The sequence below is a fragment of the Ruania suaedae genome (assembly GCF_021049265.1).
Classification (GTDB): domain Bacteria; phylum Actinomycetota; class Actinomycetes; order Actinomycetales; family Beutenbergiaceae; genus Ruania; species Ruania suaedae.
In genome coordinates, this window is the sequence record NZ_CP088018.1 from 1127237 (window position 1) to 1147724 (window position 20488).

The 20488-nt window shown below is 72.5% G+C and carries 17 protein-coding genes; 9 read left to right on the forward strand and 8 right to left on the reverse strand.

Features of this window, described 5'->3' with window-relative positions; genetic code table 11:
- Positions 1–227 precede the first annotated feature (227 nt).
- The 4 genes from LQF12_RS05090 (at position 228) to LQF12_RS05105 (ending at position 4421) form a co-directional block, all read left to right on the forward strand.
- The gene (locus LQF12_RS05090; protein ID WP_231054906.1) at positions 228–1124 is read left to right on the forward strand and encodes a MetQ/NlpA family ABC transporter substrate-binding protein; all 897 of its coding nucleotides are present in this window, start codon (positions 228–230) and stop codon (positions 1122–1124) included.
- Positions 1125–1151: 27 nt separating this feature from the next.
- Positions 1152–2240 (forward strand): methionine ABC transporter ATP-binding protein, encoded by a 1089-nt coding sequence (locus tag LQF12_RS05095; RefSeq protein WP_231054907.1) that lies wholly within the window; start codon positions 1152–1154, stop codon positions 2238–2240.
- The gene (locus tag LQF12_RS05100) at positions 2240–2896 is read left to right on the forward strand and encodes a methionine ABC transporter permease (protein WP_231054908.1); all 657 of its coding nucleotides are present in this window, start codon (positions 2240–2242) and stop codon (positions 2894–2896) included. The genes LQF12_RS05095 and LQF12_RS05100 overlap by 1 nt, the downstream gene beginning before the upstream one ends.
- 70 nt (positions 2897–2966) lie before the next feature.
- Positions 2967–4421, forward strand: a complete 1455-nt coding sequence (locus LQF12_RS05105; protein WP_231055520.1) for a sensor histidine kinase — start codon at positions 2967–2969, stop codon at positions 4419–4421.
- A gap of 64 nt (positions 4422–4485) precedes the next feature.
- Here the strand turns inward: LQF12_RS05105 and LQF12_RS05110 are convergent, their stop codons facing one another.
- The 7 genes from LQF12_RS05110 to LQF12_RS05140 all read right to left on the reverse strand — a co-directional run bounded on the left by LQF12_RS05110 (position 4486) and on the right by LQF12_RS05140 (position 15369).
- Positions 4486–4734 carry a WhiB family transcriptional regulator gene (locus LQF12_RS05110; RefSeq protein WP_159622799.1) on the reverse strand — a complete coding sequence of 83 codons (249 nt, stop codon included), beginning with the start codon at positions 4732–4734 and terminating at the stop codon, positions 4486–4488.
- Positions 4735–5041: 307 nt separating this feature from the next.
- Positions 5042–8719, reverse strand: a complete 3678-nt coding sequence (locus LQF12_RS05115) for a type VII secretion EssC family protein (protein ID WP_231054909.1) — start codon at positions 8717–8719, stop codon at positions 5042–5044.
- A gap of 139 nt (positions 8720–8858) precedes the next feature.
- The gene (locus LQF12_RS05120; RefSeq protein ID WP_231054910.1) at positions 8859–11450 is read right to left on the reverse strand and encodes an ABC transporter permease; all 2592 of its coding nucleotides are present in this window, start codon (positions 11448–11450) and stop codon (positions 8859–8861) included.
- Positions 11450–12250 carry an ABC transporter ATP-binding protein gene (locus LQF12_RS05125; RefSeq protein ID WP_231054911.1) on the reverse strand — a complete coding sequence of 267 codons (801 nt, stop codon included), beginning with the start codon at positions 12248–12250 and terminating at the stop codon, positions 11450–11452. The genes LQF12_RS05120 and LQF12_RS05125 overlap by 1 nt, the downstream gene beginning before the upstream one ends.
- A 106-nt stretch (positions 12251–12356) precedes the next feature.
- Positions 12357–13058: a response regulator gene (locus tag LQF12_RS05130; protein ID WP_231054912.1), complete on the reverse strand. Its 702-nt coding sequence runs from the start codon at positions 13056–13058 to the stop codon at positions 12357–12359.
- On the reverse strand, positions 13055–14434 hold the full coding sequence (locus tag LQF12_RS05135; protein WP_231054913.1) for a sensor histidine kinase: 1380 nt from the start codon (positions 14432–14434) through the stop codon (positions 13055–13057). The genes LQF12_RS05130 and LQF12_RS05135 overlap by 4 nt, the downstream gene beginning before the upstream one ends.
- Positions 14435–14604: 170 nt before the next feature.
- A complete protein-coding gene (locus LQF12_RS05140) occupies positions 14605–15369 on the reverse strand; it encodes an SOS response-associated peptidase (RefSeq protein WP_231054914.1) in 765 nt (254 codons plus the stop codon).
- A 115-nt stretch (positions 15370–15484) separates the two neighbouring features.
- Between LQF12_RS05140 and LQF12_RS05145 the strand changes: the two genes are divergently transcribed.
- Positions 15485–16462, forward strand: a complete 978-nt coding sequence (locus LQF12_RS05145) for a formylglycine-generating enzyme family protein (protein ID WP_435531216.1) — start codon at positions 15485–15487, stop codon at positions 16460–16462.
- Positions 16463–16572: 110 nt separating this feature from the next.
- Here LQF12_RS05145 and LQF12_RS05150 read toward each other — a convergent pair whose 3' ends face one another.
- Complete coding sequence (locus LQF12_RS05150; RefSeq protein WP_231054915.1) at positions 16573–16770, reverse strand: hypothetical protein; 198 nt, start codon at positions 16768–16770, stop codon at positions 16573–16575.
- 25 nt (positions 16771–16795) lie between these two features.
- Between LQF12_RS05150 and LQF12_RS05155 the strand changes: the two genes are divergently transcribed.
- From LQF12_RS05155 to LQF12_RS05170, 4 genes are all read left to right on the forward strand, one after another.
- Positions 16796–17329 (forward strand): CGNR zinc finger domain-containing protein, encoded by a 534-nt coding sequence (locus LQF12_RS05155; protein WP_231054916.1) that lies wholly within the window; start codon positions 16796–16798, stop codon positions 17327–17329.
- A 121-nt stretch (positions 17330–17450) separates the two neighbouring features.
- On the forward strand, positions 17451–18677 hold the full coding sequence (locus LQF12_RS05160; protein ID WP_231054917.1) for a TadA family conjugal transfer-associated ATPase: 1227 nt from the start codon (positions 17451–17453) through the stop codon (positions 18675–18677).
- A gap of 4 nt (positions 18678–18681) precedes the next feature.
- Positions 18682–19533 carry a type II secretion system F family protein gene (locus LQF12_RS05165; protein ID WP_231054918.1) on the forward strand — a complete coding sequence of 284 codons (852 nt, stop codon included), beginning with the start codon at positions 18682–18684 and terminating at the stop codon, positions 19531–19533.
- The gene (locus tag LQF12_RS05170; RefSeq protein WP_231054919.1) at positions 19533–20465 is read left to right on the forward strand and encodes a type II secretion system F family protein; all 933 of its coding nucleotides are present in this window, start codon (positions 19533–19535) and stop codon (positions 20463–20465) included. The genes LQF12_RS05165 and LQF12_RS05170 overlap by 1 nt, the downstream gene beginning before the upstream one ends.
- The last annotated feature ends 23 nt before the right edge of the window (positions 20466–20488 follow it).

Here is a 20488-nt window from a genome sequence, read left to right on the forward strand (position 1 = left end):
GCGCGTCCCCTCGATTGGGCTCGCCCCGCCCCGGGTGGCGAGGATGTGGCCATGACGATGTCCTCCCGCACCGCCCGAGTCCCGGCTGTCCGTGCCGCCGGGCGAATGCGCGGCTGACCACCGCTAGCAGCCTCGCTGCCGGAGAACCCCTGCCGCCCCGACGGGGTCGTGCTCACCTCATGCCCTCGCGTGCGCCCATCCGCTCGCCCCACCCGGAAGGAACACCCATGTCCACTCTCCTCTCCCGCCGTCACCTCGGCGTCCTGGCCCTGGCCACCACGTCCGCCCTCGCCCTCGCCTCGTGTGGCGCCGCCGCCGACGGCGCATCCGCCGGCACCGAGGAGGACCCCATCCGCATCGGCGTGGTCAACTCCTCCGAACCGCAGTGGCAGGTCTTCGAAGAGGCCGCCGCCGAGGAGGGGATCGTGGTCGAGATCGAGAACTTCTCCGACTACCAGCTGCCGAACCAGGGCTTGAGCGACGGCGAGCTGGACCTCAACCAGTTCCAGCACCTGCAGTTCCTCGCCAAGTACAACGTCAACACCGGCAGCGACCTCACCCCGATCGCCGCGACCGCCGTGTACCCGCTGAGCCTGTTCTCCCTCGAGCACGGCAGCGTGGAGGAGATCCCCGACGGTGGCGAGATCGCCATCCCGAACGACGAGACCAACCAGGCCCGCGCCCTGCTGGTGCTGCAGGAGGCCGGCCTGCTCGCGCTGGAGGATGGCGGCAGTGCCTTCTCGACGCCGGCCGACATCATCGCCGAGGACTCGAGGGTCACCGTGACCCCGGTCGACGCCGCCCAGACGGCGCTGGCACTGCAGGACGTGGCCGCCTCGATCATCAACAACGACTTCGTGGCCGACGCCGGCCTCGTGGCCGAGGACGCGATCTTCTCCGACGACCCGGCCTCGGACGCGGCCGCGCCCTACATCAACATCTGGGTCGCCGGCGCCGAGGAGGCGGACAACGAGACGTTCGCCCAGCTCGCCGAGCTCTACCACTCACCCGAGGTGGAGGAGGCGGCCTTCGAGTCCTCCGGCGAGAGCGCCGTGTTCGTGAACAACCCGGCCGAGGAGCTGCAGGAGATCCTCGAGGGGATCGAGAGCGACTTCTCGCAGTAGCCCGCAGGACCGGACCGGAGGAGAGCCATGACTGACCCGATCATCACCGTGCGGGAGGCGAGCAAGGTGTTCGCCGCCCGCTCCGGCGACGTCCGCGCGGTGGACGCCGTCTCCCTCGACATCGCGGCGGGGGAGATCTTCGGGGTGATCGGCTACTCCGGTGCGGGCAAGAGCACCCTCGTCCGCCTCATCAACGCCCTCGAACCGGCGACCTCGGGGTCGGTGGTGGTCGACGGTGTGGACCTGACCACGCTGACCGAGGCCCGGCTGCGGCAGGTACGCGCCGGCATCGGGATGATCTTCCAGCAGTTCAACCTGCTCGGCTCGCGCACCGTGGCGAGGAACGTGGCCTATCCGCTTGAGGTGGCGGGATGGTCCCGGGAGGCGCGCGCGTCCCGGGTGGCCGAGCTGCTGGAGTTCGTGGGGATCTCCGACAAGGCCGGCGCCTACCCGTCCACGCTCTCGGGCGGGCAGAAGCAGCGGGTCGGGATCGCACGCGCGCTGGCCACCAACCCCCGCATCCTGCTCGCCGACGAGTGCACCAGCGCGCTCGACCCGGAGACGACCCAGGACGTGCTGGCGCTGCTGCGGCGGGTCAACAGTGAGCTGGGCATCACGGTCGTGGTGATCACTCATGAGATGGACGTGGTGCGCTCGCTGTGCGACCGCGTGGCCGTGATGGAGCACGGGCGCGTGGTCGAGCTGGACGAGACCTACCGGGTTTTCTCGGCGCCACGCCACCCGGTGACCCGCAGATTCGTCGCATCCGCCCTCAAGGACCGCCCGGCCGCGGATGTCCTGGAACGGTTGCGGGAGCGCCACCCGGGCCGGTTGGTCACCGTGGGCGTCGATGACGCCGGGCACTCCACGGCCACCATGAACGAGGTGCTCCGGGACGCGGGGGTCGAGTCCATCGTGGTCTTCGGCGGGATCACCGAGGTCGCGCGGCGCCCGTACGGCTCGCTCACGCTGGAGCTCACGGGTGAGCCGGTTCGCGTCCAGCAGGGGCTGACGGCGCTGCGGGCGTTCACCGATGTGGTCGACCTGGGTACGGCCGCTGATCCGCACGAGGATCCCTCCATGGCCGCTGCCGCGCGGACGGGAAGGAGCAGCTGATGGACTGGGAGCGGCTCGGCCCGCTGCTGATCGACGCGGCCGGTGAGACGGCCTTCATGGTGCTCATCGCCATGGCCGTGGGCGGGCTGTGCGGTCTGGCGATCGGCCTGGGCCTGTACCTGTTCCGCCCCGGCAACCTGCTGGCGAACCGGATCGGCTTCGGCGTGCTGAATGTGGCGGTCAACATCGTGCGCCCGATCCCGTTCATCATCTTCCTCGTCGCGATCGGCCCGCTGAACCGGCTCGTCACGGGGAGCACCATCGGCATCGAGCCCTTCACCTTCGCGCTCGCCTTCATGGCCACGTTCGTCTTCGCCCGGCTCGTGGAGCAGAACCTGCTCGGCATCGATCCGGGCGTGGTCGAGGCCGCGCGGGCGATGGGCGCCGGTCCCTGGCGGATCATCCGCACCGTGCTGGTCCCCGAGGCACTGGCCCCCCTGATCCTGGGCTTCACCTTCCTCTTCGTCGCCGTGCTGGACGCGTCCGCGATCGCCGGATACCTCGGTGCCGGTGGTCTCGGTGACGTCGCGATCGTGGAGGGCTACCGCCAGTTCGACTGGGCGGTCACCGCGGTGGTGGTGCTCATCATCATCGTGATCGTGCACGCCGTGCAGTGGCTGGGCAACACTCTCGCCCGCAAGGCGCTGCGTCGCTGACCGGCGGTGGCCGCTGCCGGGTCGTCAGGACCCTCCCCGCCGCGGCCGTAAGGTGGTGCCCGTGTCCACGATGGGTGAGCTGATCGATCAGCACAGTGACCTGGCCATGCAGGATGCCGAATGGCTCCACCTGCTCGTCGGGGACTGGCAGGTGATCTCGGACCTGGCGTTCGCCGACCTGGTGCTGTGGTTGCCGACGACGGACGAGGACTTCATCGCGGTTGCCCACGCCCGGCCCTCGACCGGTGCCACGGTCCACCATGACGACGTCGTCGGCCAGCGTGCCCCGGCAGGCCTGCGCGAGACGCTGCGCCACGCACGTGGCGCACAAGCGGTCAACCGTGCCCGCGAGGCCCGTTGGAACGGCACCTTCGCGATCCGGGAGGAGACCATCCCGGTGGTGCGGGCAGGCCGCACCCTGGCGGTGATCGCCCGCGAGACCTACCTGGGCGCGAGCCGGACCCCGAGCCGGCTGGAGCTCAACTACGTCGAGTCCGCGGACGAGCTGTGCGGCATGATCGCGCGCGGCGAGTTCCCGCTGGCGAACGCCGCGACCGGCCCCCGACGGGGCGCGCCCCGCGTCGGCGACGGTCTGGTCCGGCTCAACAGCGAGGGAGAGGTGCTCTACGGCAGCCCGAACGCCCTGAGCGCCTTCCACCGGCTCGGAGTCACCGACGAGATCGTGGGGCGCACACTCGCCGAGGTGGTCACGCCGCTGGTCGAGGTCAACTCTCCCGTCGACGAGTCGTTGCCGCTGGTGGTGATGGGACGGGCCGCGTGGCGCACCGAGATGGAGGCCCGCGGGGTCAGCCTCTCCCTGCGGGCGCTGCCGGTGACCGAGTACGGGCAGCGGGTGGGTGCCGTGCTGCTCGTGCGGGACGTCTCCGAGCTCCGGCGACGCGAACGCGAGCTGCTCACCAAGGACGCGACCATTCGCGAGATCCACCACCGCGTGAAGAACAACCTCCAGACGGTGGCGGCACTGCTGCGGCTGCAGGCCCGGCGCACCGACTCCACCGACGCGCGCTCGGCGCTGGAGGAGGCGATGCGGCGCGTGGCCACCATCGCGACCGTGCACGAGGCGCTCTCACAGACCATCGACGAGATCGTCGACTTCGACGAGGTGTTCGGCCGGACCCTGCGCCTGGCGGCCGACGTCGCCTCGGGGGAGACCCAGGTGAAGACGGTGCGCAACGGCACCTTCGGGCGCGTGCCGGCCACCGACGCCACGGCTCTGGCCGTGGTGCTCACCGAGCTGGTGACGAACGCCGTCGAGCACGGCCTGGCCGGCATCGGCGGCACGGTCACCATCGACGCCTACCGGTCGGGCAACGAACTCGAGGTGCGGGTGGCCGACGACGGGCGGGGGATGGAGTCCGAGATCGCGATGAACGGTCTCGGGACCCAGATCGTCCGGACCCTCGTGGCCACCGAGCTCGACGGTTCGATCACCTGGGAGCCCGTCCCCACCGGGGGCACGGCCGTCATCCTCAAGGCGCAGCTGGGCGAGGCCCGCGAGTCCTGAGCGAGCACTGGACGCGAGAACGGCCGGCCACCCGTGCGGGTGACCGGCCGTTCTCGGCGGTCTCTCAGCTGGCGCGGCGAGCGCGAGCGGTGCGGCGCTTGAGCGCGCGACGCTCGTCCTCGGACATCCCGCCCCAGACACCGGCATCCTGCCCGGACTCGATCGCCCACTTCAGGCAGGTGTCGACCACGGTACAACGACGGCAGACCGCCTTCGCCTCGTCGATCTGCTGCAGGGCCGGACCGGTGTTACCGATCGGGAAGAACAGTTCCGGGTCCTCGGTCAGACACGCGGCTTCGTGACGCCAATCCATGCGTATACTCCTTCGCCAGGCGTGCGGGCGCGCTTGAACCGGTCCGAACAGGGGTGGGGGTTCGCGCCGTACGCGCACTTTCAACTGACATCAACTTTCACATGTGGACCCCATGTGCACAAGGGGTTACGTCACAGTTTCCCCGCGGTGGGCCTGAGAGATCTGTCACAGCCCGTAGGCTGGTTCGGTGCCCGACACCGAGACCGACGCCGCGCCGCCGCGCCCCGGCCCGCTGTGGATCGCCCTGGTGCTCGCCCTCGCCGAGGCGGTGGTGCTGCTGCTGGTCGGCATCGTCGGTGTGGTCTCCTCAGCCCTGGCCGGTGGCGTCCTGCTCGGGGCCAATGTGGGGGTGCTCGTGGTGCTCGCTCTCTTCGCCGCGCTGCTCCTCGCGGCGGTGCGCGCGCTGGGCGCGGGCCGGCGCTGGGGCCGGGGGCCGGTCATCACCTGGCAGCTGCTGCAGGTCGCGGTGCTGATCTCTTCGTTCTCCCAGCTGCCGTGGTGGCTCACGGTGCCCGGGATCGTCGCCGCCGTGACCGTGACGATCTGCCTGCTGCATCCCGACTCGCGTGCGGCCACCTCCGGGACCGGCGCCCCTGACGCCGTCCTCTGAGCCAGGAGTCGCGGCCCGTCCGCCGGGCGTGGTCAGCCCCACCTGCAGCGCCATGAGGTGCCCGCGGTGCATCAGCACCGCGCGTCCGGGCGGTCCGTCGGGCTCCTGATGCGGGCGCAGCAGCGCTGACTGGAGGTGGCCCACCGGCCCGCCGCCGAGCACGAGGGTCAGATCGGCGTCCCGCAGCCGTGCGCCGAGCGGGTGCGCGGCGGTGAGGGCGCCGTCGGGCCCGGTGGTAGCCACGAGGAGGATGTCCGGGCCCCCGGCGGCCGGTGGCATGCGGGTTGCGGGAAGGCGATCGGCGTCGTCGATGAGGACGGCCACCGGCGCCGGGGCCGGAGGATCGGCGGCGGTGGGTGGCGGGCCCTCGGGTCCGAGCACCACCCAGCCGCTCTCGCGCAGCTGCTCGCCGATCGTGGCCAGCGTCGTGCTGCGACCGGAACCCGGTGGTCCGGCGATCAGCCAGACGTGCCCGGACCGCGGCCGGCAGCGCACGAGTGCCGCGTCGTCACCCCCACGACCCAGCCTCACCGCCCCGGTGGCGGCTGCTTCGTCACCGGCACCGTCACCGGCACCGGCGCCGAGGTGCACCCGGTCGGGGAGCGCGCGCACCCGCCAGGGTGGGTGCGCCGGGGTGGGCCAGGCGCCGGCGTCGGGTTCGGCGAGGGCCACCTGCATCGTGACCGCGGCGCCGCGGTCGACCAGCACCCCACGCCCGGGCGGCCAGCCGGAGCCCACGAGCTCGCCCGGCACTCCCGCCATCACGGCGTCGGCGCGGTCGCGGGGGCACAGCACCAGATGGCGGTCCACCGCCTGGGCCCAGCGATGCGCGGGGGCGGGTGCGGTGAGCAGCAGGTCCAGGTCGAGCCGGCGTGAGCGCCGGAGCAGGCCTCCCACCAGCTCGGCGCCCTCACCGGGGGCGCCGGACTCCTCCAGTGCCCCGAGGACGGCGTCGACGTCGTCGATGGCCACCAGCGCCGGGCCGGTGCCGTGGGAGAGGCCGCTGAGCAGGCGGCGCACCCGGCGCACATCGAGGGGGTCGCACCACGTCCCGGCACCCGGAGCCTGCGCACCTGGCCAGGTCGGGGCCCCCTCGCCGATGACGTGGGTCACCCAGCCTGCGCGCGCCGCGGCCTCGAGCACGGTGCGCACGGTGGTGGAGCGCCCGGTGCCGGAGGGTCCCGAGACGAGCATCGTGCCACCGGGCCAGTGCCAGGTGCCCAGGCGCTGCTCCTGCGGAAGGTCGGTCCGGGCGATGGGCAGCGCGAACCGCGCCTGGGCCGGGGCCTGGGCGGGTGAGGTGATCTCCCCCGTCGTGCATCGCCGCGGCAACGGGGGAGCCCATGGGGAGCGCGGCTCGGCCCCGCCGGGGCGGTGCCGGGCGAGCTCGTCCGCGGCGGCGTTGAGCACGGCGATGCGTGCGGGCAGCCAGCGTTGCGCCGCCGGTCCGCACCACGCCGCCTGCAGCAGCTGGCGTTCATCGGTGCGCAGCACCGCCCGGCCGGGAGTGCGGGGCAACCTCGCGGGTGCCGTCTCGCCGATGGCGTCCAGGGCGTCCGACTCCTCCAGCACCCGCAGGCAGAGCCGCGCGGTGAGGTTGGCGCGCATGTCGGGGGTGATGGCGCCGCCGGGTCGCTGGGTGGCCAGCACGAGGTGGATACCGAGGGAGCGGCCCTGGGCCGCCAGCCGCACGAGTGCGTCGAGCTGGTCGGGATGGGCATCGGCCATCGCGCGGAACTCATCCACCACCACGACCAGCCGCGGGATGGCGGCCGAGGAGTCACCGCAGCGACGGCGGTAGTCGTCCAGGTCCCCGGCGCCGGCCGCGGCGAGTCGCTGCTCCCGGTGGCGTAGCTCGGCCCGCAGGCTCGCCAGCGCGCGGGCGGTGGCTGCTTCGTCGAGGTCGGTGACCAGCCCGACCACGTGCCGCAACGACTGCAACGGCGCGAAGGTGGCACCCCCCTTGTAGTCGACCAGCACGAAGGAGACCTCCTGCGGGGAGACGCGGTGGGCCATCGACAGGATCCAGGCCAGCAGCAGCTCGGACTTGCCGGAGCCGGTGGTCCCGGCGACCAGCGCGTGCGGTCCGTCCTGGGCGAGGTCGAGGGTGATCGGCCCGTCCGCGCCGACGCCGACCACGCCGGGCAGGCCGGTCTCGCCCTGCTGCCAGCGCCGCACCAGGCGGGCCCGGTCGGCCGGTCCGACGATCTCGTCGAGGTGGACCCGGTCCGGGAGCGCGCGGGCTCCCGGACGGTGCCGGGCCAGCGCCGCGAGGAACGCCCGCGCCCAGTCCTCGCTCACCTGACGGTCGTGCCCGGGCCGGACGGCGATCACGGTGGTGCACCACGTGGGCACGTCCGCCAGCTGGGTGGCCAGGAGCAGGTGCGCGGCGGCCGGGTCGTGCTGGAGGCGCCCACCCGGAGTGCACAGGTCGTGCACGTGCAGCGGCGGCCCGTCGGCGCTGCCGGCCCCGTGCGCCCACTGCCAGCCGGGGGGCCCGTCCACCTCGCCGCCACCGGTGGCCACCGAGCGTGCCACGATCCAGCGGGCCAGGCCGCGCACGGTGTCCGGGTGGCCCACCAGCGCCAGCCCGTCGCCGGGCGCCGGCGGATCGCAGTGCCGCAGGAGTTCCGCCAGGCGGCGACGGCGGGCGGACAGGATGCGTCCTGGCCGGCCGGGGCGGGGCGCCCGCTCATCCGCGTCACCCAGGTCCCAGGCCGACTGCTGCTGCCCGGGTGGGGCCCCCGGCCAGGCGAGTGCCTGGGCGGGGTCGGTGAAACCGTCCCGGGGAGGCCTGGCCGGCCCGGTGCTCGGGCCGGGCTGGTCGGACCGTTGCACCCGCCGCCGTCGTGCCCGCGCCCGCAGCGCCGGCCAGAGCACGGCGAGCACGATCGCCAGCGGCATCGCCACCATCAGCACGGTGCGCCATCCGCCGCCGCCTCCGCCGAGCAGCAGCGGAATCATCGTCACCGAGATGATGACCGGCATCAGCAGCCGGCCGAGCACACCGTCGGAGATCTGCTGCTCGGGCTCGGGCACGTCCAGCAGGGCCGGGTGGCTGCGCACCTGTAGCACCGTCGCTCCGGCGACGAGGAGACTGCCCACGGGAGCGGTCCTCCAGCGGCGCCGGAGGCGCCGGCCGCGTACCGGCCGGGCTGCGCCGTCGTGAAACCCCCGGCGCCGTGCCGGCCGCAGCCGCGTGCCGTTGGCCGAGCCCAGGTCGCGCACCTGGACCCGGCCGCCCCGATCCCGGATCGCGAGGTGCTCGCGCGACAGCGCGGGGTCTGCCAGGGGCAGGCCGGCGCACTCGTCCCGGCCCACGATCGCGGTCTCGGGACCGAGTGGCAGCACCCATCCGAGGTCGGGTCCGGTCACAGCGGCGAGGTGATGGCGCGGTAGTGCGGGCACCCCGGCACGATGCTCCGGACGGTCCGGTGCCCGGGGGTGCGCCGGGTACGGGCTGTGGACGAACGCGCAGCGGCCCCCACCCGCAGGTGGGGGCCGAGCGCATCGCCTACTCCACCCCGAGCGCGGCCACCGGGGAGGTGCGCACCGCCGAGCGCGCCGGCAGCACGGAGGCGAGCAGGCCGGCGACCAGCGCCACCACCCCGACCAGCGCGAGGTCACGCCAGGGCACCATCAGGGGGACCTCGGCGAGGGAGCTGAGCATGACCGTCGATCCGGCCCAGCCGTAGAGCAGCCCGGCGACCGCCCCGATGAGCGCCCCGGCGCCGGCGATGAGCACGCCCTCCACTGCGAGCATGCCGCGCAGCTGGCCCTTGGTCAGCCCGAGGGCCCGGAGCATCGCCGACTCGCGCCGCCGTTCGATCACCGACAACGACAGGGTGTTGGCCACCCCGACGAGAGCGATCACCACCGAGACACCGAGCAGACCGACCACGATGGCCAGCAGCGTGTCCACGACCTGGGCGTAGGCGGCGCGCTCGACCGCCGCTCCGCTGATCTGCGGTGGCGCTGCCCCGTCGACGGTCTCGGACAGGTCGGTGAGGGTGGACTGCACGGTGCGGACGGTGTCGCGTTCGTCGGTGCCGTCGGCCAGGCGGGCCCACAGCATCGAGGCGGGCGCGGCCTCGCCGAGTTCGGCGAAGGTGTCCGGATCCAGCAGGGCGACCATCCCGTCCAGGGACGTCACGCGTGCGGTGACCTCCAGCGAAGTCTCGCCGTCGGAGCCGTACGGGGTGAGCGTGAGCTGGTCGCCGTCGCTGATGTCCTGCCAGGCGGCCATATCGGTGGGGACCACCAGCGTGCCCGGCTCCGGCTGGGCGGCGGCAGGCTCACGCACCACCTGCGCCAGGTCACCCTGGTCCACCGCCGCCACGGTCAGCGACGTGGGCATGCCGCCCGCGTTGGTGACGTCCACGTCGCGGCTGCTCAGCAGCACGGTCTCGGAGACCCCGTCCGCCGATTCCACGGCGCTGATCTGAGCATCCGAGAGGGAGTCACCGGCCGCAACGCTCAGGTCGACCGGGAACAGCGCGTCGAGCTCGCTGGTCAGGGTCTCGCGGGCCGACATCGCCGCGGTGCTCATCATGGTCACCAGCGCCACACCGATGAGCAGCGCGCTCGCGGTGGAGGCGGTCCGCCGCGGGTTGCGTACCGAGTTCGCGATCGCGATCTTCCCGGCGATGCCCCTGCCGACGAGCCGGCCCACGAGCCGGATCAGGCGGGGCACCACGAACACGCTGCCCACCAACAGGCCCACGAGGGAGACGATCCCGCCGAGCAGACCGATGGCCAACCCGAGGATCAGGGTGGTGTCGGAGGAGTCCGACGGCGCGCTGCGCGCCACCACCACGGCCAGCGCCAGCAGCCCGAAGCCGCCGGCCAGGAGCAGCCCGGTGAGCACGGCGCGGGCACGCCCGGCGCTCGCGCTGGCTCGTCCCTCCGTGGGGTGCAGGGCCGCGAGCGGTGCCACCCGGGTGGCCATCCGGGCCGGCACGAGCGCGGCGAGGATGGTCACCACGAGGCCGGTGACCAGGGGCGCGATGATCACGGCCGGGGTGAGCGTCAGCCCGGCCTCGATCGGTACCTCCAGCTCGAGCGTGCTCAGCACCGCGAGCCCGGCGGCGACCAGCGCGCTGCCGAGCGCGATCCCGGCGACCGAGGCCAGGGTGCCGAGGATGGCTGCCTCGAGCAGCACCGAGCGTCGCACCTGGGACTTCGATGCCCCGACACACCGCAGCAGGGCCAGGGTGCGGGTGCGCTGGGCGATGAGCACCTGGAAGGTGTTGGTGATGACCAGGGCCGCCACGGCCAGGGCCACCGTGGCGAAGGCGAGCAGCAGCACGGTCATGATCTGGTCGCTGCCGGCCATCTCAGCAGTGGTCCGCGCGGCCTGCTCCTCCACCGTGCGCACCTGCACGTCCGCGCTCACCGAGCCGGCGACGGCGTTGCGCACCTGCTCCAGGTCCGCGCCGTCGGTCAGGGCCAGGCTCAGCTCGTAGTGCGGCGGATCGCCGCCCCAGCTCAGCGCGAGCAGCTCGGTGAGGTCGTCGGTGTGCACGAGCGCCGAGGCACGGTTGAAGAGGAAGGCGTCTGGCTCGTCCAGCAGGCCGACCACCTGCAAGGTCTCGGTCCGGGACTCGCCCGTGTCGCCGTCGGGGGAGTCCGGGTCGCTGAGCCAGTAGTCCACGGTCACGGCGAGCTCGTCGCCGATACCGACCTGGACGCGGTCGGCCAGGGCGTCGGTGACGGCGATCTGACCGGGCGCCGTCGGGGCCTGGCCCTCGGCCACCTCGGCCGACTCGAGCGTGGGGTCGGGCGCGGCTGCGCCGAGGGTGACGTACTCGGAACGGTTGGCGCCGCTGGCCTGGCCGCCCACCATCGCCATCGTGTGGACGGCGCTGACCCCCTCGGCGTCGGCGATCGCGGTGAGGTCGGCATCGGTGAGTCCGCCGCCCTCGGCGGCCACGATGAGGTCGGCGTCGGCGTAGGCCGAGCTGACCGAGTTGTAGGTGGTGCGCTCGATGGTGGCGGTGGCGAGCAGGCTCGCGGCCACGAAGGCCGTCCCGAGCATGATCGCGATGCCGGCGGCGACCAGGCGGCCGGCCGAGGAGCGCATCTGGTGCAGGGTCAGGCGCAACATCAGCGGGCACCCGCCGACTGGTCGATCGTGCGCAGGGCGTCCAGCCCGGCCATCACCGACTCCGGGGTGGGGGAGGCGATGGTCCCGGCGATCCGCCCGTCGGCGAGCAGGACGACCTGGTCGGCGTAGGCGGCCGCGGCCGGATCGTGGGTGACCATGACGATGGTCTGGTCGAGCTCGCGCACGCTGCGCCGCAGGAAGGAGAGCACCTCGGCGCCGGAGCGGGAATCGAGGTTGCCGGTGGGTTCATCGGCGAAGACCACGTCCGGGCGGGTGCTCAGCGCGCGGGCGATCGCCACGCGCTGCTGCTGCCCGCCGGAGAGCTGGTGTGGCTTGTGGGTGAGCCGGTCGCGCATGCCGAAGGTGTCGACCAGCATGTCCAGCCAGGTCTGTTCGAGCGCGGTGCCCGCCAGCTCCGAGGGCAGGGTGATGTTCTGGTGGGCGGTGAACATCGGCAGCAGGTTGAAGGCCTGGAAGACGAACCCGATCCGCTCGCGCCGCAGCCGGGTCAGCTCGTTGTCGCCCAGGGCGGTCAGGTCGGTGCTGCCGAGCAGCACCTGGCCCGAGGTGGCCGTGTCGAGCCCGGCGAGCAGGTGCATCAGCGTGGACTTGCCCGAGCCGGAGGGGCCCATGATGGCGGTGAACTGGCCGGTCTCGAAGCCGATCGAGACGTCGTCGAGTGCGGTCACGGCGACGTCTCCGCTGCCGTAGACCTTGGTGAGGTGGTGGGCGCTGACGGCATGGACGGCACTGGCGGAGCCGGCCGTGGTGCCCGGGCTGGTGGGTGGTGTGGTGGTCATGCCTCGACGGTAGGAGCCGGGCGGGTCCGCGCGCGTCTGGCCTGGGTCTGGTTGTGGGGTCATTCCCTGGGTGGACACCGTTGGGCCGGTCTCCACCCGGCCGGCCTCAGGTGCCGGGGCTGACGAGGCCGGTCTCGTAGGCGGTGACGACCGCCTGCACGCGGTCGCGGGCGTCGAGCTTGGACAGCACCCGGCCGACGTGGGTCTTGACGGTCGCCTCGGCGACGAACAGGTCCGAGGCGATCTCGGTGTTGGATCGACCGCGTGCCATCAGGATGAGCACCTCGCGCTCGCGCTCGGTCAGGGCATCCAGGACGGCGGCCGGCGCCTTCTGCTCGTCCGGCAGCACGGTGGCGAGGTGCTCGATCAGCCGCCGTGTGCTGGAGGGGGCGATCACCGCCTCGCCGTGGTGGACGGTGCGGATGGCGGCGAGCATCTCCTCCGGCGGGGTGTCCTTGAGTAGGAACCCGCTGGCGCCCGCCTTGATGGCGCGCAGCACGTACTCGTCCAGATCGAAGGTGGTCAGGATGACCACCTTGGGCACCGTGCCCGTGCGGGCGGCGCTGGGGTCGGTCAGGGCGGCGGTGGCCGCCAGGCCGTCCATCTGCGGCATCCGGACGTCCATGAGCACGACGTCGACGTCGTGGGAGGACAGCAGCCGGACCGCTTGCGCGCCGTCACCGGCCTCGATGACGACCTCCATGTCCGGCTGGGAGTTGATGACCAGCGCGAACCCGGCGCGCACGAGCTGCTGGTCGTCGACCAGGGCGACGCGGATCGGTGGCGGGGGTGGGGCGTCGTCGATCATCGACGGTGGTCCTCTCGGTCCGCGGGGAGGGCCCCGCCGGCGTCGTACGGCTGGGGGGTGTGCGGGTGCTGGGGGGCAGTCTGCCAGGTCGGGGTCGGGCTCGGGGTCGGCGCCGGCGGCGGCGGGGTGCCCTGGGGCGCAGTGGTGACGGCGGTGCCGGACGGGGCAGCCGGGACCGGGAGCTCGGCCCTGACCCGGAAGCCTCCGCCCGGGCGCGGGCCGGCGCCGAGCGTGCCGCCGAGCATTCCCGCGCGCTCGCGCATGCCGAGCAGGCCGTGCCCGGCGCCGTCGGAGAAGGCCGCGGCGCCGCGGCCGTCGTCGTCGATCTGGAGCACCAGGGCGTCGGGCTGCCACTGCACCAGCACGGTGGCGTGGGCGTCGGGCCCGGCGTGCTTGAGGATGTTGGTCAGGGACTCCTGCACGATCCGGTAGACGGTCAGCCCGGCGCCGGGCGGCAGCCAGCGGGCCTCGCCCATCCGCACCAGCGAGACGGCCAGACCGGCGTCGCGCACCTGCGCGACGAGGGTGTCGAGATCGTGGGACTCCGGTTGCGGGGCGAGCGGCCCGTCGGCCTGGTCGCTGCGCAGCACGCCGAGGATCTTGCGCATGTCCGCCAGCGCCGCCCGCCCGGTCTCGGAGATCGTCGTCAGTGCCCTGCCGGCCGCCTGCGGGTCCTGCGCGGCGGCGTAGCGCCCGCCGTCGGCCTGGGCGATCACCACCGAGAGGGAGTGGGCGACGATGTCATGCATCTCCCGGGCGATGCGGGCCCGCTCCGCCTGGGTGGCGATCTGGGCCTGCTGATCGCGTTCGACCTCCAGGCGCGCGGCTCGTTCGGCGAGGGTCTCGCGCTGCTGCACCCGGGTGCGCCGGACCAGCCCGACCGCCCAGCAGCTCAGGACCACGGCCGAGAGGAGGCCGAAGACGGTCACCCCGCTGAAGAGTGCACCGGTGGGGTCGGTGAACCCGTTGTAGTAGATGAACCAGAGGGCGACGATCGCGCTGCCGAGCAGCGCCCCGGCCAGTGCGGTCCGGCGAGCCCACCGCGGCCCGTAGACGGTGACCGAGTAGAGCGCGGCGAAGATGGCCACGTCCGAGGCGGTGAGCACCACGCCACTGACCACGTGGGCCAGCGCCATCGCGTAGACCGTCACGGCGGAGGGCACCGGCCGCGTCCGCCGCCAGGCCAGCGCCAGCGGCATGCCGATGCTGGTGACCACGCTGACAGCCGAACCGAACCAGGTCGTCTGCATCGAGCCCAGGTTGGCGATGGAGAGCGTGCTGATCGTGATGATGAACGCGAGCGCCAGGACGAGGTCCACCGTGAACGGTGAGAACCTCCGCACGGGCAGGCTCGGCGGGGGGTCGGCTGTGGTCATGGTTCCGCCAGCGTAGGCGCCGCCGGTCAGATCGGTCGTCCGACCGTGGTGGGACGAGTGTGCGGGTTCGTCCACCTGGCGGCGTACCGAGGCTGCACCGTCCACAGGACTGGCGAGCGCTGACGCGGCCTCGTACCGGGCTCCTCGATGCTGAGGATGCTGCCTGGAGGTCAGGCCGGCTCGATCAGACCGGGGTCGTTGTTCTTCACCGATCCGACCCTGGAGGAGACCTCGTACCAACGCAGTGGCGGGGTGGGCACGGACAGGGCTGCCAGGGCCTCCTCCGGGGCGGTGATGGCCGGGTCGAGCCAGGGCTCGATCGCCTCCGGGGCGAGCACGACGGGCTCGCGGTCGTGGATCTGCTCCAGACCGTCGCGAGCGTCCTCGGTCACGATGGTGGTCGAGAGCACCCAGCGCTCGGGGTCCTCGCGATCCTTGGACGGGTCCGGCCACCAGGCGTACAGGCCGGCGAAGGCGATCGGCTCCTCGTCGCTGCGGTGGATGAAGAACGGGGTGCGCCGCGGCTTGGACTGGCCGGGCACGTCCTCCTTGAGCCACTCGTAGTACCCCTCGGCCACCACCACGCACCGGCGGGCCCGCAGCGACTTGGCGAAGGCCGGCTTGTCGGCCACGCTGTCGCTGCGGGCGTTGAACATCCGGGAGCCGACGCTGAGGTCCTTCGCCCAGCCGGGCACGAGCCCCCAGCGGGCCACGTGCAGCTCGCGGCGGGTGGGCGATGGTGGCGGCGGGCTCGCGGCGGTGTCGGCCGGCTCGGCCTGCGCCTTGGGTGCTCGTTCGACCACGATCCGCGCACCGTCGGTGGGTGCCACGTTGTAGTTCGCCGGCAGCTGCGCCGCCCGCTCGCTGATCTCCTCGACGTCGAACGCGTCCGCCAGCGCCTGGGCCTCCCGGAACGAGGCATATCGTCCGCACATGGGACCAGCCTGGCACGAGGGTCTGACAACGGCCCGGCGCCGGTGAGGGTGCACGGCGAGGAGGCGCCGTCGCTCGTCCTAGGATCGGAGGCGGACGTCACCAGGGAGGTCGAACGTGCCGGAGTCGTGCTGTACGCCATCGCGCGGGGACCAGCCCGCCGTCGAGACCGGTGACCCCGGCGCGGCGCAGCCCGCACCCGTGGCGCTCGGGCGCGGCGTCGACGCCGGCGAGCGGCACCCGATCGAGCAGTGCGCCGTGCCGGCCCAGACGTTCCTGATGGGCGACAGCGACGGTGTCGGCTACCACGCCGACGGCGAGACGCCGGTGCATCCGGTCACGCTGGAGCCTTTCTCCATCGACGCGACCTCGGTGACCAATGCCGACTTCGCCCGGTTCGCCGAGGCCACCGGCTACGCCACCGAGGCGGAGACGTTCGGTTTCTCCGCTGTCTTCCACCTGGCCTTCGCCGGACCGCAGGAGGCGATCATGGGCCAGGCCTCGGGCACGCCGTGGTGGCTCGGGGTCAAGGGCGCCGACTGGGCCCACCCCGAGGGCCCGGACTCCACCTGGCAGGGCCGGGAGGACCACCCGGCGGTGCACCTCTCCTGGAACGACGCGGAGGCCTACTGCCGCTGGGCCGGCCGGGCGCTGCCGACCGAGGCGCAGTGGGAGGCGGCCTCCCGTGGTGGCCTCGAGGCCAAGCGCTACCCGTGGGGGAGCAGGTTCCCGGGGGAGAAGAGAAAGTGGCGTGCCAACATCTGGCAGGGCCGCTTCCCGGTGGACAACACCGCCGAGGACGGCTTCCTCACCACCGCCCCGGTCCGCACCTTCGAGCCCAACGCCTACGGCCTGTGGCAGACGGTCGGCAACGTCTGGGAGTGGTGCGCCGACTGGTTCGACCCCCGCTACTACGCCCACTCACCGGCCGAGAACCCGGCCGGGCCCGAGCATGGCCAGTCCCGGGTCATGCGCGGCGGGTCGTTCCTGTGCCACGACTCCTACTGCAACCGCTACCGCAACGCGGCCCGCAGCTCCAACACCCCGGACTCGTCGATGTCGAACACGGGATTCCGCACCGTCGCTCCCGCCTGACCGTCGCGCCGGCCCCATCCGCGCTCCGGCCCCTCCGGGGGCCGAAGAATTGACCCCTCCTCGGGTGCGACCCTGACTTTCGGACCCGCGGAGTGGGGCCACGGTGCAGCTCAGCGCCCGATCGTCATGCTGATTCCCGACGGCGTCGCCTCGCCCTGGCCGTGCAGGTCCACCCGGCGGGTGCCGCATCCGCAGCGCACGTACACCACCGTGCCGATCGAGGTGGGGTGGCGGGATTCGACGACCCAGTCGTGCTCGTGCTGGGCGAGTGAGTGATCGAGGGCGTCCGTCGTTGCTGTGGTGATCATGGAGGAAGCCTGATGTAATGCCGCTATGCATCTCAACCCTTACGGCGAGTACGCAGTCCTCCTGGCGGCCTCGCTCGCCAACGACTGGCCCCGCGACAGGGCAGGGATCGAGGAGCGCACCCGGGAGTTCGGCATGACGCAGCCGTTCCCCGTCGCCTGCGACGACCATCCCCGGACCCGAGCGGTGATCGACGGATGGTTGGAGGTCGTGGACGCTGCGGACGAGGACCGCCGCGCGCGAGCTCTGAACGCCCAGATGGCCGCGGTGACGGCCTACCCGCGCCTGACCGATCACGACGACGAGGGCTGGCACCTGCACTACCGCGACGACGAGCACGCTCTACCCCACGTGCTGGCCGCGGTGATCAGCGTGGGTACGGCACTGCACCTGACGACCCGCGGTATGCATCGCCTGCGACGGTGCGCGGCTGGTGAGGAGCCGGGAGACGGATGCTCCGCCGTCGTGGTGGACGTGACACGCAACGGCCGGCAGCGCTACTGCTCGGTGCGGTGCGCCAACCGTGCCGCCGTGCGGCGGCACCGTGCCAGGCATGCCTGAGGCCGTCGACTCGAGTGCTGATGCCCGCCCGGCGGACATTGTCCACAGGGGGCTGACGATCGGACCCGGACCCGGCTAGCGTGTAGGCACGTCATCGAAGACGCCGAGGCGAGGGGGAGAGATGGCGAACGGGGCAGCGCTGCTCGAGTCCGAGGTGCGCGAGCTGATCCGTCGCCGTGGCCTGGACCCGGCCGTGGACGAGACGGACCTGCGCGCCTTGATCGCCGACGCCGTGGCCGACTACGAGGACCGGTCGCTGCGCGGTCTCGTGCCGCGGCTCGATGATCTGGACCAGACCTCCAAACACCTGCAGGATGCGATCTCCGGGCTCGGGCCGCTGCAGCGCTACCTCGAGGATCCCGAGGTGGAGGAGATCTGGATCAATGACCCCGGGAAGGTATTCCTGGCGCGCCGCGGTCGGGCCGAGCTGACCACCACCCTGCTGTCCGAGGAAGAGGTGCGCGACCTCGTCGAACGGATGCTGCGCACCTCCGGCCGGCGCCTCGACCTGAGCACGCCGTTCGTCGATGCGACGCTCCCGGGTGGGGAACGCCTGCACGTGGTCATCCCGGACGTGACCCGCCGGCACTGGGCGATCAACATCCGGAAGTTCCTCGTCCGCGCGCGCCGGATCACCGACCTGGTCGCACTCGGCTCGCTCACCGACGACGCCGCGGCCTTCCTGCACGCGTCAGTGGCGAGTGGGCTCAATTTTCTGGTCAGCGGGGCAACCCAGGCGGGCAAGACCACCATGGTGAACGCGCTCGGGGGATCGATCCCCGCGCAGGAGCATGTGGTCACATGTGAGGAGGTCTTCGAGCTCCAGTTGGCCGGCCGCGACGTCGTCTCCATGCAATGCCGCCAACCGAATCTGGAGGGCACGGGCGAGATCCCGCTGCGGCGCCTGGTGAAGGAAGCGCTGCGGATGCGACCGGACCGCCTCATCATCGGCGAGGTGCGCGAGGCCGAGGCGCTCGACATGCTGATCGCCCTCAACGCGGGTATCCCCGGCGCCTGCACGATCCACGCCAACTCCGCACGCGATGCCATCGTGAAGATGTGCACGCTGCCACTGCTCGCCGGCGAGAACGTGTCCGACCGGTTCGTGGTCCCGACCGTGGCGGCGGCCTTCGACCTGGTCATCCACCTCGACCTCGACCACACCGGACGACGGCAGGTCACCGAGATCGCCGCCTTGTCGGGGCGGGTCGAGCAGGGCGTGGTCGAGGTCTCGACGGTCTACGAACGGCGGGGCGGTCTGCTCGTTCGCGGTGACGGTTTCGCGCCCCACGCCGAACGCTTCGCGCGATCGGGCTTCGACCTCGCCGAACTGCTGGCGAGGCGGTGAGCAGATGGGCACGGTGGCCGGGTTGCTGCTGGGAGCGGGGGTGCTGTGCCTCTGGTGGTCCTGCTGGCCGCGGCAGCCGCGACAGCCCGTGGCGCGCGTCAGCAGGCTGCAGGACCTGCTCGTGCAGGCGGGCATGCCGGGTGTGGGTCCGGGCGGTCTCGTCGCCGTCTCGTGCGCCCTCGGTCTGGTCGTCCTCACCGCCGCTTACCTGGTGACGGTGTCCCTGCCGATCGCAGCCGCGTTCGCCGTGCTGGCAGCCCTCGCGCCGCAGGCGTACGTGCGCACGCGAGCACGACGGCGCAGGGTCGCCTTGCGAGAGTTGTGGCCGGATGTGGTGGACGACCTCTCGTCCGCGATCCGGGCCGGCCTGAGTCTGCCGGAGGCCCTGATCAGTCTCGCCGACCGGGGACCGGAGCAGCTGCGTGGTGAGTTCACCGCGTTCGCCGAGGATTACCGCGCGACGGGACGGTTCGCCGACTCGTTGGACCGGTTGAAGGCGCGGCTGGCAGATCCCGTCGCAGACCGGTTGATCGAGGCACTGCGTCTCACCCGCGAGGTGGGCGGCACCGATCTGGGCCGGTTGCTGCGCACGCTCTCGCAGTTCCTGCGCGAGGACCTGCGTGCCCGCGGCGAACTCGAGGCTCGCCAGTCGTGGACGGTGAACGGCGCCAGGCTCGCCGCGGCCTCACCCTGGTTGATCCTGGCGATGCTGAGTACCCGGCCCCAGACGACGGAGGCGTTCAGCTCGGCGCTCGGAGCGTTCGTTCTGCTCGTCGGCGGGATGGCGTGTGCCGGTGCGTATCTGCTCATGGTGCGTATCGGCCGTCTTCCCGAGGACGAACGGGTCATGAGGTGATGGCCGGCCAGCCGTCCCTCGTCGGCGCCGGCCTCGGTCTGCTGTTCGGGCTCGGTGTGTGCCTGGTGCTGTGGCGCCTCGCCGCCCGGCGCGTGCGGCTGATCGATCGGGTCTCGCCGTACCTGCGTGACCAGGTGGGCACCTCACGACTGCTCGTCGCGCCATCGGTACATACCCCGTTCCCCACCGTCGAACGCATGATCCGCCCCGTCATCGGTGACGCCACGGCCTTCTTCGAGCGCCTCGGCAGCACCACGATCAGCATCCGCCGCCGACTCGTTCGCGCCGGCAGTCCGATCTCGGTCGAGCAGTTCCGCATCGAGCAGGTCATCTGGTGCGCACTGGGATTGGCGACCGGCCTGCTGCTCGCGCTCGTGCTCGGCGCTGCACGCGGCGCCTCGGTTCCGGTCCTAGTCCTGCTCGTCGTCGTGACGGGTCTGGCGGGTGTCCTCGCTCGTGACTACGTGCTCACGCGCCAGGTGCAGACCCGCGAGCGCCGGATCGTGGCGCAGTTCCCGACGATTGCCGAGCTGCTCGCGCTCGCGGTCGGCGCGGGTGAGGCGCCGGTGGCCGCACTCGACCGGGTGGCGCGTTCCACGCGCGGCGAACTCTCGCAGGAACTGGAGCAGACCCTGGCGGACGTGCGCTCGGGTCGCAGCCTGGCCGAGGCGCTCGAGGCCATGTCCCAGCGCACCGATCTGGCGGGCCTGGCCCGCTTCGCCGAAGGCGTGGCGACCGCCGTCGACCGGGGAACGCCGCTGGCCGACGTGCTGCGGGCCCAGGCCCAGGATGCGCGCGAGGTCGGTCATCGCGCGCTGATGGAGGAGGGCGGCAAGCGCGAGATCGCGATGATGGTCCCGGTGGTCTTCGTGCTGCTGCCCACCTCCGTGGTCTTCGCCGTCTTCCCCGGCCTGGCGGTGCTCTCGCTGTGACTACACGGTTCGATCCGAGAAGG